We start from the raw sequence: 14,254 nt of genomic DNA on the forward strand, positions 1-14,254 counted from the left end.
TCCGGAAACTTGTCAACGCGTTGTTCACGTGTTCCCCTATCTGAGCGTTGCAGATCCGTACTCTGCAGCAAGACCTCACCGAGCTCCGCCCCCACCACGACGCCCACGGTCATACCCCTACCGATGAGATCCCGAGGAGGCAAGGAGGGTCGACTTATAGATATCGACTATCCGACCTACCATCGCATCCCGCGTGTACATTGATAGATCACGCTTTGCCAACTCCGCTCGCTTGGCCGCCAAGAATGACGGATCACGAACTATCCTGGACAGCGCCTCCGCAAGTGACTCGACCAAAGCACCAGGATCAATGTCTACGGTCCCAGCACCGGAGAGCTCTGATAGCGCGCCTCGCCCAGTCAAGAGAGCAGGAGTCCCGCGCACAAGGCTTTCGAGAGCAGACAATCCCATGGTCTCTGGAACTATCGATGGCATCACGGTCGCTTCCGCCATCGAAACTAGATCCAACAAATGCCCTCTATCAATTACTCCCAAGTACTCAACACTTGGGTCACTTGCCACTGCCGCGCGAACAGACGGTTCCAGAGAACCTCCGCCGACAACAATCAGTTTGTAGTCTTCTTTGGTTACCAAACCGGTCCAAGCATCCAAAAGCTGCCCCAAACCTTTGGACTCGTGGAGTCGGCCGGCATACAGCACAAACTTCGAACCGTTAGCGGGAGATTCAGACACCAGGACTGTCTCGGGAGAATTGGCGGGGACCCCCCAAGGGACAACGGTCATCCGCTCTTCCGGAATGCCCGATTCGACCAACATCTGGCGCAGAAAGCTAGACGGAACTATAAACTGATCTACAGAATCTATGTACCTACTCTTGTAGATCACTTGCTCCGCAGCACACACCACCGATGCAATTGCACTCCCCTTGACGCAACGGTTCAGAACGGCTGGCAGCGCAAATTTTCGTCCCACGCAGTCAGTGCAGATCTGAGAATCGCGGTATAGCGAGTAGCAAGGAGCGACCAACTTGTAGTCATGCAGGGTCATTATGGAAGGAACCGACGAAATATCAAGCACGGATGGACTCAACTGGTGGTAGATGGAGTGATAGTGCACCAAGTCCGGTTCAAACTTCTCAATGGCAGCGGCAAGAGCCTCTCGCGCAGCTGAGTTCCAGAATAGCGAACCGACCGATCGGACTTTTGCCGCCAGACCACGCGCTCGAGCATCGAATCCATCACCGGGTACATCCTCCGAACTAAACAACTCCACTCGATGTCCAAGTTCAGAAAGGCCCGCAATCAAATCTAGAATATGCGACTCAACGCCGCCGTGAAACTCCCGATACTTCGAGACCATTAGTATTCTCACCAAAGTCCCCTTTCACTCGATCAAAACCGAACAGACAAATCACGGCAGCGAAAAGAAGATTTGGTTTCGCTCCGACGTAACTATAAACAGACATCAGAATATACGCCGAAAAATAATAAGCCCACACCAAATTGGCCAAATTCAATCTAAACAACCCGCGAGATCGAAATATTTCAAGAAGTATCCCAATCGCAACGGCGCCTACTATGACCCCCGCGAGACCCCAATCCAGGTACAACCCTCCAAAAAGAGTGGGCGGCAACCCGCCAACCTGATCAGGTTGTCGATCGAGCAAAACTGTTACAAGTCGATCCGACGGCATAACCTGAAATCCGAGAAAATTCTGTAGATCGGCCCAAAAGAACTGTCCGGAAAGGAAACTTTCGTGAATGGATTCTCGGGCCGCCGACATTACCCGAGGTCCGGTCTGAAGTGAAATATCCAAAGCGCCGAACCAGGAGTCTTGCTCCCGGGTACCCAAATACGCAAGGCTAGCTTGACTGCCATTTGATCCAAGTGTTCGCGCATAACCAAAAGCTCCAATAACCCCAAAACCAGCAGCCGCAAACAACAAAATTGTCCTGAATCGCGGTCTAAAGAAATCGACGCTGAGCAGTCCGATGGCAATAAGCGGGACAATGAATAGTGATCTCCCTCCACTCAGAAAAAGAAAAACGAGCGACAGACCACCAAGTACGAACCACTTGCGGCTTCCGCGGCCTGCACAAAGTCGGGCAAAAGCTATAATCACAACTATCTGCAGAATTGGAAGTATAATTGGCCAGAATCGACCTAGGACTCCGTAGTTGCCCGTGAATCTACTACCGTCCACGTCATTCGACAATACTGGAATTCCCCCAGTTGCATAGTTCACCACGGCGGCAGTCATTGCCAAACCCGAAATGACAATTATCCTATGGTCTCCTCTGAACAGTACCTGTCCGAATTTCGGCTTGGATTCGAGGGTATAATCACTCTTAAATCGAAGGTTGGCGGCGATCAACGAACCGGCAAAAAGACTTATGAGCCCGATAGCGACTAGCTCATAGTCTTGACTCGTTGGGTTAATACCAAATACTGGGCCTGATCGATCAACCAGCCCAACGCCGTAGACAGCTGCTATGAGGAGAATGACCAACGCAGACGATCCTTCTAAGCCCCGACCAGCCGTTGAACGAAGGCGAAACAGACAGAAACCGCAAATTGCAATTAGAACCGCAAAGCTAACAGATGTTTCATTCGGGCCGCCAGATACGAACGGAAATAGCAAGGCAATAGCGATCGCAGTCAGGGATCCGATAAATCTCACATTAAGTCGATGAAACATATAACTCTTCAATCAGACTCGCAGTATTTTCGATCCCGAGGCCTGCTCGATGCTCGGAGAAATTGCTGTGCCCAATTAGCTCTGCTGAATCTAGGGCCTTCGTCAGCGCATGAACATCCCCGGGTTCAATCAGCACGGAAGGCGCAAGCCTGGCAATATCTGTAATGCCCGGAATGGCTGTTCCAACAACCACGCATCCTGCAGCTATTGCTTCCGCCAGGCTGTTCGGCATTCCTTCGCTGTAGCTTGGTAGTGTGAAGACATCGCTCGCCCAGTAGATTGAAGGCATTTCTTGCGGATCAACGTGCCCGAACAATCTTATTTTGAATCCCACGGCCTGCATGGCGCTTATTTCACTTATGGCCCGCGAAGTCAATTCGCGATAAAAACCCTCATATGGTCCAACAAGCCATAACTCGCTATTGCTGGTTTTCGATCTAAGCTTCCAGGCCGACAAGAGATCTAAAATGCCCTTGTGCTCAACCAGATAACCGATAAATGTAGTAACTTTCGTCTCGGGACCCACGCCATATTTTTTTCGGGCGCTTTCCCGTCGTTCCTCGGTCCGGTCCAAAGCATGAAGGTCAACGCCATTTCGAACCAACCTGAGACGTTTCGCGGGAACGAACGCCTTCGCCTTTTCGTAGGCTTCCGTGCTGAGCACAACTACGTAATCCGACGCCCTGAGCGACAGCCCGTACAGCCAGCCCAAGGGGACTGCCCGTAGGAACTTCCGTCCCAACACGGTCTCTGGATCATCCTCGCCGTCTCGGGTCACCTTCACAACCGTGGTGGCCGACACAAGCCGACCAGCAAGCACAGCCGGAATACTCCACCAATATGCTCCGTGAACGTGGACTGCCGTGGGGCGCCTCTTCAAAATTATCGACGCCGCGCCCAACCCCAGCGCGATGGTGGTCAGTGCTCTTTGAAGCTTGCCCGTCCCCGCGATACCCCGAAGCAGCCGAACCACTCCGAGCCCCTGGCCGAGAGAGCTTCCGACGCCCTTCTGATCTAGGGTGACTACAGCCACTTCCCAACCGCGACTAACAAGAGTCTGGCTCAGAAGCTTCGCCTGCTGTCCTGCTCCCCCATAAATTGGCGGATACTGGGAGCACACCATAACAACCGACTTATTCACGAAGTCCTTCCCTGCAATTCTTATCGAGGATCAGTCTTGCAAAAGTTCCACTGTCCCAGGTTGCGAAGACCTCCTCTCGGGCTTCCAGCCAAGCACCGTCCGGGGATCGGGTTAGCGATCTTTCAATAGCCTCGGCCCAGGCCGAGGCGCTGCCGCCCCTTACGAGTTCGCAAAGCTGCTCGGTCCTTTCCCCTAGGAGAGTCCTTATAATCTGAGAATCTTCAACAACGGGAATAACCCCGTGCCGCAGATATTCGAGTACCTTATAGCCGGCCTTCCGCTTGTTCCAAACCGTGGCCTCCAGAGGCATCAATCCTGACCAGCACCGCCTCAATGCGTGTTCTTCAACCGAAGCTGTCCATTGTTGTCTTCGAATGGATCCAGTCAAGTCCACGTCGATCGGACTGCCGACGATTAAGAATTCTAGATCCGGGAGCAGTGCAGCAACTGCTGGAAGAATCGATTCCACGTTAGAAATTGTTGACGGACTTCCGAGCCAAAGAACCGCGCGCTCTTTAGACGCTAGATCCTCCTCGGTTTCGGGCAGAAGCGGGCTCGGTCCGGGAAAAATGACACACCTTGAATCCGAGCTCAATCCCAGGTCATTCCGTATCATCGCGTTCGAAGTCAGCACAAGATCGAAATATCGAAGACCTCGTCGTACACGCGAACTGGCCTTAGTCACTTGTCGATTGGACGAACCTGGATATCCAAGATAAATCGCGTCATCCAGATCAAAAACCATTCTGGCGCACAGCGAACGAGAAATCTGAAGAAACCACGGCGGAGGCATTACTTTCTGAAAGAACAAAACTTCAGGCCTACGAATCAGCGTTGAAAGAAATAAATAGATCGGCCAGAACCTTGACGAACTTATGATTCTTATGACCCGGTATCCAGAATGCTCGATATGGTCCAAGGGAATGTGGGCGCGAATTCGACTACTCGCAACATCTCGTGTTCCAAGCACTAGGGCAACAACGGTCTTAATTTTCACAGTTTCCCGCCTGTGGCTGCTCGACATTGCTTCCAAATTGGCCTATAGAATCGAATAAACAGTACAGACACTATGAAGAAGAACCCCAATAGTACGTTTGTCAAACCCACGTCGCTTCCTACGGTTAGGCGGGAAATTACGGAAATGCCAAAAGAAACAATAACCGAGAAGCTCGAAAAATACAGTAGGGTCCGATACGCGCCAAGCTTACGCCGTAAATGGGGCCAAATGGGAGACCGCGCAACGAGCCAGATAATCCAAAAAAGAGTGACAACCGCTCCGGCGCTGCTCGCTATTGGGACGGCAGTCAGTTCGAAGGCTTGCTGAAGCAGACGAGAGACTATGAATGTGACAACTAGTCCGATCACCGCGGCGGTCGCGACGCGCACGTAGCTACGCTCAATATACAAATATGATGTGAGTGCCCCGGTAATTGCGCATGCGATCACCCAGGGTAGTTGGCACAACAATACATCGCCGACATCTGCGGCATCCGAACTAGTGAATTCACCTCGTACGAAGAGGACACGAATTACGAGATCTTTCAACGGTAAAGCGACCAATAGAACTATCGCGGAGAACACGATCGTGGTGACGACTGTTTTGGCCATGAGATCGGCAGCGCTTTCCAAATCCTCTGATTTCACTTTGCGGGCGAGCGTCGCGTTGGCCGTAAGGGCGAGACCAAACGCCGCGAAAAGCAACAGTCCCTGGGCGAGTTTCTGTCCAAACCCCAATGTCGCGGTTGATCCCGTTGGGCCAACCACGGACAAGAATCTTTCCAATAGCGGCTGAAATTTTGACAATAGTGTGAAACCAACAAGAAACACGTAGAGGCGAATGGAAATATGGGATCCTACCCCGAATGGACCCCCTCGATTCATGGAAAATACACCGACGAAGATCATCTGGCACATGTAGCCAATAGTTAGACAGGCGCCTATCGAAGAAGGCTGTTGGGTCGTTCCGGTCAGCATAAATGAACCTAGGAGCGCCGCCCCATTGATTGCCGGACCAATTCCGGCGACCACGAAGCGTTTCCTTATGTAGGCCACGGCCAGTGGTATTGCCGTCATAGCTGCAAACAAATGGCTGGGAGCAGACCATCGGAGAATATCTGCAAGGCCAGGCTCACAGTAGTTTGCGATAAGAAGCTGGGCCAGCGTCAATACTGTGCCCAGCATGACGAATTTCGGCCAGTCGCCGAGGCCAATCTCGCGCGTTATCGGATTCTCAAGTCGTGGAACCAGTAATATTGGTACAAGCGTAAAGAAAAGCACCGTTCCGAACGTGACAATACTCCACGCCAGTTGAAAGCTGTCAGACGCGCCGGAAAGACCCATTGTCGCCGCAACTGCACTCTGGAAGACAAATCCCAAGATCACATTTAGGAGGGTCAAAACCGTCGTCGTCATGCCTGCCCTTGAGGCCGACACCGTTCGTTCCAAACTTGTCTTAACACCCACGCCAGTCACGAGTGGCTACTGAGGTCTCGAATAGTTCGAGTAGGTTGACCGCCCACCACGAATGAATCAGCGACGTCTTTGTGGATCACTGACCCTGCCGCAACAACAGCACCGTTCCCGATGCTAATGCCTGGCAGGATAGTCACGCCAGCGCCGATCCATGCGCCGTCACCGATCCTCACTGATCTAGCGACAGGTGATCCCGCACGCTTACCCCTGTCGCCGATTTCGTGAGTGCTCGTCAAAATCGTTGTCCCCGGACCGATCGCCACGTTCGTGCCAATGAAGACTTCGGCAGAAGTGTTCGCCTCGATCAAAACCCCTGCACCGATGAAGCACCCTTTTCCAATCCTCACAGTGTTGCCGGTCATACGGGTACCCCCGCATATCTCAACTCCTGGGGCGACCCGTGCGCCCCCCAACTTGAAACACAAGGCCCGAAGCCGTCTCGTGGAGTACGGAGGAAGAAGGACAGCAGCCAAGCAGTGACCAAAGGCAAGTCGCAACGCTCGAAGCTCAGAGGAAATGCTAAAACTAACCATCAATGCGTTGACCCCCAGGTACCGTAAGTAGGCTCAAGCTCGAACTTCACCTGACGAGCCACTCCTTCTTCGATTTGTACGCGGGGTTTCCATCCCAGGATCTCAGAGGATCGGCTTCCATCGGCTCCAGTACGGAGAACATCGCCGAGTTGAGCTGGATGTCGAGACAAATTCACCGGACCGCCGACCGTCGATTCGACCAGCGATATCAGTTCGTTCATAGAAATATCCCCAGAACCCCCGATATTCAATCGAACAGTTCCGTCAGGGTAGATCGAAGATGTCGCACGAACGCAAGCGTCTACGATATCGGCTACGAAAGTAAAGTCCCGCCTCTGATGTCCGTCACCATAAAGTCGAAACTCCCCGCCATCAATTGCAGACCTAATCAATCGCTGAATAGCCATGTCTGGCCGCTGACCCGGGCCGTAAACCGTGAAGAAACGAAGGGCAAACACCTCGAGACCGAAGTTCGCGGCGTGCGCATCAAGAAGACTCTCCCCTGCGAGTTTGGTAACCCCGTAGGGACTCCTTGGGATCGTTGGGGTAGTTTCGTGCGTTGGGTAGGCGTGCGCGTCACCATAGACCGATGAGCTGCTGGCGAAGACAAATCTCTTAACGCCAGCCTCCCCGGCCGCAGTTGCCAACTTATGCGTGGACAGCAAGTTTTCATTGATATAGTTGTCAAACTTCGCCCAAGATGCACGAACGCCGGGCTGGGCAGCTAAATGAATAATAGCGTCAACTCCAGTCAACTCAGCCTTCGTGAGTATCGCTAAGTCCATCTCAATGAACTGGAACGATTCTTTCCCCATGTTCCAAGCGTTGTTTCGTTCTTTTAATTCGCGAGGGTAGTAATCGGTGAAGGAATCAATCCCCGTTACCTGATGACCGTCAGCTAGCAGTCGATTTACTAAATGGCTTCCGATGAAACCGGCACATCCCGTAACCATAACGCGCATGTCGTATCGCTCCGTCTTTATTCTATCTAGGGTCGGTTCTTGTTCTTTTTGCGCTCAACCAAACAAAGTAACCGATCTTGATACTTCTCTAATACTGAACTCCATGAATACAGACTCCTCGCACGCTCGATATTCGAGGTAGAGGTTGCTTCCTGAAGTGATTCGGACTCCATGAGTCGCACGATCGAGTCGTAAATATCCATCGGGGAATTAGATGTAAAAATCGAATCGTTGCCTAGAACTTCGCGATTGAACGCAGTGTCAAGGGCGACGATCGGGGCGCCCGTAGCCATTGCCTGAACCAGGGCAGGATTGGTGCCGCCGACGCTGTGGCCGTGGAAATATGCTCCCGCATGTTGCCACAATGCAAACAATCGCGCATCATCGCTAATTCTTCCGAGCCAATTGAAGTTCGGATGCTTGCGATCCAACAACTCCGCCTTCTCATCAAGTGCGCCACCATACCCCGACGCACCGACCACTACAACCGGATACTCCTTGGCAAGCCGGTCCGCGGCTTCGAAGAATTCATGAATCGTATTCTCTGGAACAAATCTTGCGACGACGAGCACGTACGATCGAGATCGCAGTTCTTCACCAAGCTCGAGGGGCGATATCTCATCCCCGCCATACGGAATAAATGTACTTTCCCTACCGAATTGAACTTTCCACCGATGTTGGATTTCTTTGGCATCCGCCACCAGTTCGTCCGCAAACTTTGCGGTGAGCCTGGCTCCCAAACGAAAGACGGTTCGGGCAAGACGTCCCCATTTCGCCCGCTCCCACTCCATGCCATCAACATTAACGAGAGTTGGAATTCCCCTGAGCTTCAGAAGAGGCAACCAGAATCCGTTAGCGACATTCATAACGAGCGCTACATCTGGCTTTGTGCGAACCGCATGCAAAACGGATGTGAGGCCGAACGAGAGGGTGCTGAATGATCGATTCTCTATCCCAAACGTAATCTTTTGACTGATTCTGGGATCTGCCTCCGCAGCAACTTCCCTTGACGCCTTACGGCGGCCGTAGACGGTAACCGTCCAGTCGCAATCGGCGAGGAAAGGTGCTAGCTTCCGAACCGCAGTTTCGAAGCCGCCGTAGTAACTTGGATAGCCTCGAGTACCTATTATTGCTATCGATTTGGTCATGCTCACCCCAATTTTATTGCTTTGCTCATCGATAATTCAGGTTGATTTCGACGTGCTCACCGGAACGTTTCCCCGCCTCGCTTTAGTCAAACCGTAAGTGTCCACCGCTACGCCGTTGCGGCTGAGTAGAGCCGCCGACCCTGACAAGTGCTCCCAGATGGAGAGGCGTGGTCTCACGGATGATGCTATCCCGCCGAAGGACATGACTGGAACCGAGCGGGAAGTGTGTGTCAGCCTGGGGAGGCTTGGCTTACCGTTGACATTCTCGACCCGCACTGCCCGGATCAGTGCGACGGCACTGATAGAATTTGCAGCCATTCGCCTTCTTCCGTAGATCGAGGCAATCAAGCGACTCCGGCGGGGCGGGGGATCAGGTTTGGGTCTGGGCGCTGTTTGAGATTAATTTTGTCCCTGGTTCGCAACATTAGAGGTGGCATCCCGGGCGGCTGTATCCTAGGCCCGGGGACTCCCAAAAACTGAAAACGACTACATACATGGGGATGCTGGTGGGGACAGTTTCTGATTGGCGAGTAAGGACGTCTCGTACCTTGAGGGTAGTTGATGCCTTTGTGATTGTTTGGGCCGTGGCTGGCGCATACAGCATTCGGTTCGGCCTGGATTCAGGATTCAGCATCAAGGGTCAGGATTCCAGCTACTTCTGGCTGTCAATATTCCTCGCCATTACATGGTGGCTCATGCTGGGGGCGTGGAGCACAAGGCAAAGCCGAATCCTCGGCTCGGGGCCGGATGAGTACAAGCGCGTGGCGGCAGCATCCCTCTGGCTTTTCGGTTTCGTTGCGATTTTCTCTTACGTCTTCCGTGTAGAAACCGCCCGGGGGTATGTCGGAATCGCTTTACCTGCCGGACTTGTTGGACTCCTCCTTGCGCGATGGTTACTTCGCCAGCATCTGAGCGTCCATCGCCAGAAGGGCCGACGAATGTCTCGGCTCATGTTGCTAGGAAGTCCGAGCGCGATCGTTCACCTTGCCGCGACCCTAGTGCGGGAGAAACATGCCGGCTATATGCCCGTTGCCGCTTACACGCCCGGCGACTCATCGCAATCGCACGAATTGACAGGTGTCGGGCTGCCCGTGCTTGGCCATGAGTCGGAGACGAAGGCAATACTTGACGCGATCGGGCGATGCGAAGCTGACGCCGTGGCCGTGACGGCGGGGGTCCTTCTGCATCCAAGGACCCTCCGCCAGCTCGGTTGGGAATTAGCGGAACGGAATGTCGGGCTGATTATGGCCCCTGCCCTTACTGATATAGCAGGACCGCGTATTCACACACAGCAAGTCGCTGGGCTCCCGCTTATTCACGTCACAACGCCTACGCTCGAAGCCGGGCAGCGTGTCGCCAAACGACTGTTCGACATTGTGGTTTCCGCGGGGCTGGTTGTAGTGTTTTCGCCTCTGCTGGCGGTCCTAGCCCTCCTGGTGAAGCTCGATAGCCCCGGCCCGATCCTGTTTAAGCAGGAACGCGTGGGGTTTGAGGGCACTCCATTCAAAATGCTCAAGTTTCGTTCCATGGTTGTCGATGCCGAAGCGCGGCTCGCTGAGCTGGCACACCGGAATGACGGCAACGGGATCCTCTTCAAAGTCAAGAACGATCCACGCATTACGCGTACTGGACGCTTCTTGCGAAGATACAGCCTGGATGAGCTCCCTCAGCTATTCAATGTTGTTTCCGGGTCCATGAGTTTGGTGGGCCCGCGGCCGCCCTTACCGCTCGAGGTGGAGGCCTACGAACAGGATGCGCGTCGACGGCTTCTGGTCAAGCCTGGAGTGACCGGGCTGTGGCAGGTAAGCGGAAGGTCCGATCTCTCCTGGCAGGACTCCGTACGGTTGGATCTTTACTACGTGGAAAACTGGTCTCTGGCCGGGGACTTGATAATTTTACTTCGCACTGCCCGTGCCGTCTTGGGCGGCGACGGCGCCTACTAATTAGGCCGTGTTGGACCGTGACGCAGAAACGACCCTCTGGGGGAAGGCAACATAATGCGCATTTCAGTTATTGGCTGTGGCTATCTCGGGGCTGTGCACGCAGCTTGCATGGCCAAACTTGGCCACGAGGTGGTCGGAATCGACGTGGACGAACGAAAGATCAGTGCCCTATCGGCAGCCCGTGCCCCGTTCTTCGAACCCGGTTTGGACGAACTCCTTAGCGACGTGCAGGGGACGGGAAGGCTGTCATTCACCACTGACATGTCGAAGACTGCTGGGAGCATCGTCCATTTCATTTGTGTGGGGACACCCCAGAAGAAGGGCGAAAATGGCGCCGATCTGCGCCACGTCGATGCCGCAATGGAGGCGCTCCTTCCGCACATAAGACCCGGCGACCTTGTGGTCGGCAAGTCCACTGTCCCGGTGGGGACCGCTTCCCGTCTGGCTGACCTCTTGTCCGAATATCAACCCAGCGCTCACCTCGTTTGGAATCCCGAGTTCTTACGCGAGGGGCACGCCGTCAAAGATACTCTTTCCCCAGATCGTCTGGTCTACGGCGTCGAGGAAGGCTCGGAAGACCACCCCGCCGTCACCATTTTGGACGAGGTTTACTCCGGTCCGCTGGCAGATGGCACCCCCAGATTGGTCACAGACCACCCGACAGCCGAACTCGTCAAGGCAGCAGCCAACTCCTTCCTCGCCACCAAAATTTCGTTCATCAATGCCATGGCGGAGGTCTGCGAAGCAGCAGGCGCGGACGTCACTAGTTTGGCAGACGCTATCGGCATGGATGACAGGATCGGCCGAAAATTCCTTAACGCCGGAATTGGTTTTGGTGGTGGATGCCTCCCCAAGGACATCCGGGCATTCATGGCCAGGGCCGGCGAACTCGGCGCCGATCAGGCCCTGACCTTCCTGCGAGAAGTGGATTCGATCAACATGCGACGCCGCACGCGTGTCGTAGAACTTACCCGCGAGCTTTGCGGTGGAAGCCTGCTCGGTCACCGCGTCACCGTGCTCGGTGCTGCTTTTAAACCCGAGAGCGACGATGTCCGGGACTCGCCGGCCCTGAGCATCGCCGCCCAACTCCAGCTTCAAGGTGCCGTCGTGACGGTAACTGACCCGAAAGCCCTGGAAAACGCCGCCAAGCGATTCCCTGAACTGCAGTACGAATCTGATTTGGATACAGCGATCGCAGGAGCCGATACACTCCTCCTGCTCACCGAATGGCAACAATACAAGGAACTCGACCCATTTGAAGTGAGCAGCGGCGTTGCCGGTCTCCGGATCTTGGACGGACGAAACGTGCTGGACGCCGCAAAATGGCGTGCTGCCGGATGGCAGTACCGTGGACTCGGAAGGCCCTAGGCGTGACGGAAAACGAACTGTCCGATACCACCCCGAACGAACCCGAGCTGCGTCGGGGCAGGGGGAAATCCCAAGCAAGCAAGCGCCGTCGTCGCCAGTTGACAGCCGGAATTTGCCTTGGGGCCTGTCTGGTGGTTGCCGGCGCCGCCGCCCTATGGCTTGGTGCTAAGGCTTCCACCATCCAGACCGAGCTCGAAGCATCCACCCAGTTGGTGCCCAAACTCAAAGAAGACATCCTCCAGAACCGCCCCGCAGATGCCACGGCTTCTGCCGACGAGCTTCGGCGCCACACGGCGGCGGCCCGCGACGCTGCCTCCGATCCGCTCTGGTCTTTGGCGTCGGCCACCCCGTGGCTCGGCGCGAATTTCTCGGCCACTGCCGAAATTGCCCGTTCAGCCGACGACGTAGCCTCGCTGGGCGTCACACCCCTTGTAAAGGTTTACGATTCCCTGAAATGGGACAAGCTGATGCCGAGCGCAGGCGGCACCGACCTGGAACCAATCCGCAAGGCAGCCCCCGCGGTGTCCTCCGCCGCTCAAGCCGTGCGCGCATCTGCGCAGCGCCTGAACGGTATCGATGCCGGCGGCCTGCTCCCGCAGATCGCTGGGCCACTGATACAAGCCAGACAACAACTTGGCTCTGTTGTGGACGAGTTGGACACGGCGTCCGACGCCGCGGGACTAGCTCCGGGCCTGTTGGGCTCCGATAAGCCGCGGCACTACCTGCTGCTGGTCCAAAACAACGCCGAGGCCCGAGCCACGGGAGGCATCCCGGGCGCCTTGGTCGTCCTTACCGCCGACAAGGGCAAAATCAGCCTTTCCGCCGAAACCAGCGCTACGGAACTTGGCCGTTTCACCCCTCCGGTATCGGTGGATGAAGAGCAACAACGCATCTATACGGACCGTATGGGCACCTTCATGCAGGACGTTAACTTCACCCCAGATTTCCCGACGGCTGCCACCACCGCGTTGAAGATGTGGGAACAGAAAAAGAGTGAACAGCTGGACGGAGCAATTTCGATCGATCCAGTGGCTCTGGGCTACATCCTGGACGCCACAGGACCTGTCAGCCTTCAGGACCCGCAGATGCTTGCCCTAACTGGAGGGAAACTTCCGAACCAGCTTTCCGGCAAGAATGTGGTAAAAACCCTACTTTCCGACGTATACGCCCAAATCAAAGATCCAAAGGCGCAAGACGCTTACTTTGCAGTGGTGGCCAAGGAAATCTTCGGTGCTCTCTCCTCCGGCAAGGGCGATGCCAAAAGCCTGCTCGCCGGAGTAGGGAAAGGCGTAGAAGAACACAGGGTCCTGCTCTGGTCGGCAGATACCACCGAACAGTCCGTTCTCGCGAAGTACACGCTTAGCGGCTCAATATCCGGCCCTAGCGTGCCCGCTGCCCAATTCGGCGCTTACTTCAATGACGGTACTGGCGCGAAAATGGACTACTACGTGAAACGCACTGTTCGGCTTGTCGAGCAATGCACGGCTGCCGATGGTTATGCAACAGTCAAGGTTCGAATCACAAGCACTAATACGGCTCCTGTTGACGCGGCCACATCGTTACCGGCATATGTTACAGGCGGTGGAGCTTACGGAGTCCCGCCCGGTACTGCACAAAGCAACGTGATCGCGTACGGGCCTTCCCAATCCCTGGTTGAAACTGCCACGCAGGACGGGAAGACTGTTCCGTTTGGTGCGCAGCGCCACGACGACCGACCAGTTGGCACACTCTCCGTACGGCTGGCCCCTGGACAGAGCAGTACCGTGGAATTCACTTTCGGAAAAATCGTCCAGCATAGCCAGCCTGAAGTGGTGGTCACGCCAACTATCCAGCCCATTGACAAAGTGGTCCTCACGACCGAATCAGAAACTTGTGGAGCCCTCGGATAGACAGGGTGTTAACCCTTTGTAACGAGTTTGGATTTACTTTGCAGTAAGCACCCTTAGGGTGGTAGCTTCTCTCTTGGGTAGGTCTCAGATTTCAGTTCACGTGTTCGTGGTGGATGAAATCACATCACCACAATGAATT

General features: G+C 54.7%; 11 protein-coding genes. 3 read left to right on the forward strand and 8 right to left on the reverse strand.

What is annotated here, in order from left to right; translation table 11 throughout:
- Window positions 1-117 precede the first annotated feature (117 nt).
- The 8 genes from QRN51_RS11595 to QRN51_RS11625 all read right to left on the reverse strand — a co-directional run bounded on the left by QRN51_RS11595 (window position 118) and on the right by QRN51_RS11625 (window position 8,915).
- On the reverse strand, window positions 118-1,320 hold the full coding sequence (locus QRN51_RS11595) for a glycosyltransferase family 4 protein (protein WP_284989997.1): 1,203 nt from the start codon (window positions 1,318-1,320) through the stop codon (window positions 118-120).
- The gene (locus tag QRN51_RS11600) at window positions 1,283-2,671 is read right to left on the reverse strand and encodes an O-antigen polymerase (protein ID WP_284989998.1); all 1,389 of its coding nucleotides are present in this window, start codon (window positions 2,669-2,671) and stop codon (window positions 1,283-1,285) included. Before QRN51_RS11600 ends, QRN51_RS11595 begins: the two co-directional genes overlap by 38 nt.
- Window positions 2,643-3,800, reverse strand: coding sequence for a glycosyltransferase family 4 protein (locus QRN51_RS11605; protein WP_284989999.1), 1,158 nt, complete (start codon window positions 3,798-3,800; stop codon window positions 2,643-2,645). The genes QRN51_RS11600 and QRN51_RS11605 overlap by 29 nt, the downstream gene beginning before the upstream one ends.
- Window positions 3,793-4,269 (reverse strand): hypothetical protein, encoded by a 477-nt coding sequence (locus QRN51_RS11610; RefSeq protein ID WP_350224971.1) that lies wholly within the window; start codon window positions 4,267-4,269, stop codon window positions 3,793-3,795. Before QRN51_RS11610 ends, QRN51_RS11605 begins: the two co-directional genes overlap by 8 nt.
- A 524-nt stretch (window positions 4,270-4,793) precedes the next feature.
- Entirely contained in the window at window positions 4,794-6,212 is a 1,419-nt protein-coding gene (locus tag QRN51_RS11615; RefSeq protein WP_284990000.1) for a lipid II flippase MurJ, read from the reverse strand.
- A 56-nt stretch (window positions 6,213-6,268) separates the two neighbouring features.
- Window positions 6,269-6,805, reverse strand: coding sequence for an acyltransferase (locus tag QRN51_RS23265; protein ID WP_350224972.1), 537 nt, complete (start codon window positions 6,803-6,805; stop codon window positions 6,269-6,271).
- Window positions 6,805-7,767, reverse strand: a complete 963-nt coding sequence (locus QRN51_RS11620) for an NAD-dependent epimerase/dehydratase family protein (protein WP_284990001.1) — start codon at window positions 7,765-7,767, stop codon at window positions 6,805-6,807. The genes QRN51_RS23265 and QRN51_RS11620 overlap by 1 nt, the downstream gene beginning before the upstream one ends.
- 26 nt (window positions 7,768-7,793) lie before the next feature.
- Complete coding sequence (locus QRN51_RS11625; RefSeq protein WP_284990002.1) at window positions 7,794-8,915, reverse strand: DUF1972 domain-containing protein; 1,122 nt, start codon at window positions 8,913-8,915, stop codon at window positions 7,794-7,796.
- Window positions 8,916-9,409: 494 nt separating this feature from the next.
- Here QRN51_RS11625 and QRN51_RS11630 point away from each other — a divergent pair, with 494 nt between their 5' ends.
- From QRN51_RS11630 to QRN51_RS11640, 3 genes are read left to right on the forward strand one after another with little or no spacing between them, the layout of a single operon-like run.
- Window positions 9,410-10,858: a sugar transferase gene (locus QRN51_RS11630; RefSeq protein ID WP_502870860.1), complete on the forward strand. Its 1,449-nt coding sequence runs from the start codon at window positions 9,410-9,412 to the stop codon at window positions 10,856-10,858.
- Window positions 10,859-10,912: 54 nt separating this feature from the next.
- Window positions 10,913-12,226, forward strand: coding sequence for a UDP-glucose dehydrogenase family protein (locus QRN51_RS11635; RefSeq protein WP_284990003.1), 1,314 nt, complete (start codon window positions 10,913-10,915; stop codon window positions 12,224-12,226).
- Between the two features lie 2 nt (window positions 12,227-12,228).
- Window positions 12,229-14,115, forward strand: coding sequence for a DUF4012 domain-containing protein (locus QRN51_RS11640; RefSeq protein ID WP_284990004.1), 1,887 nt, complete (start codon window positions 12,229-12,231; stop codon window positions 14,113-14,115).
- Window positions 14,116-14,254: the final 139 nt, after the last annotated feature.

It is taken from the genome of Arthrobacter sp. efr-133-TYG-120, assembly GCF_030209785.1.
In the GTDB taxonomy this organism is placed as follows: Bacteria; Actinomycetota; Actinomycetes; order Actinomycetales; family Micrococcaceae; genus Arthrobacter.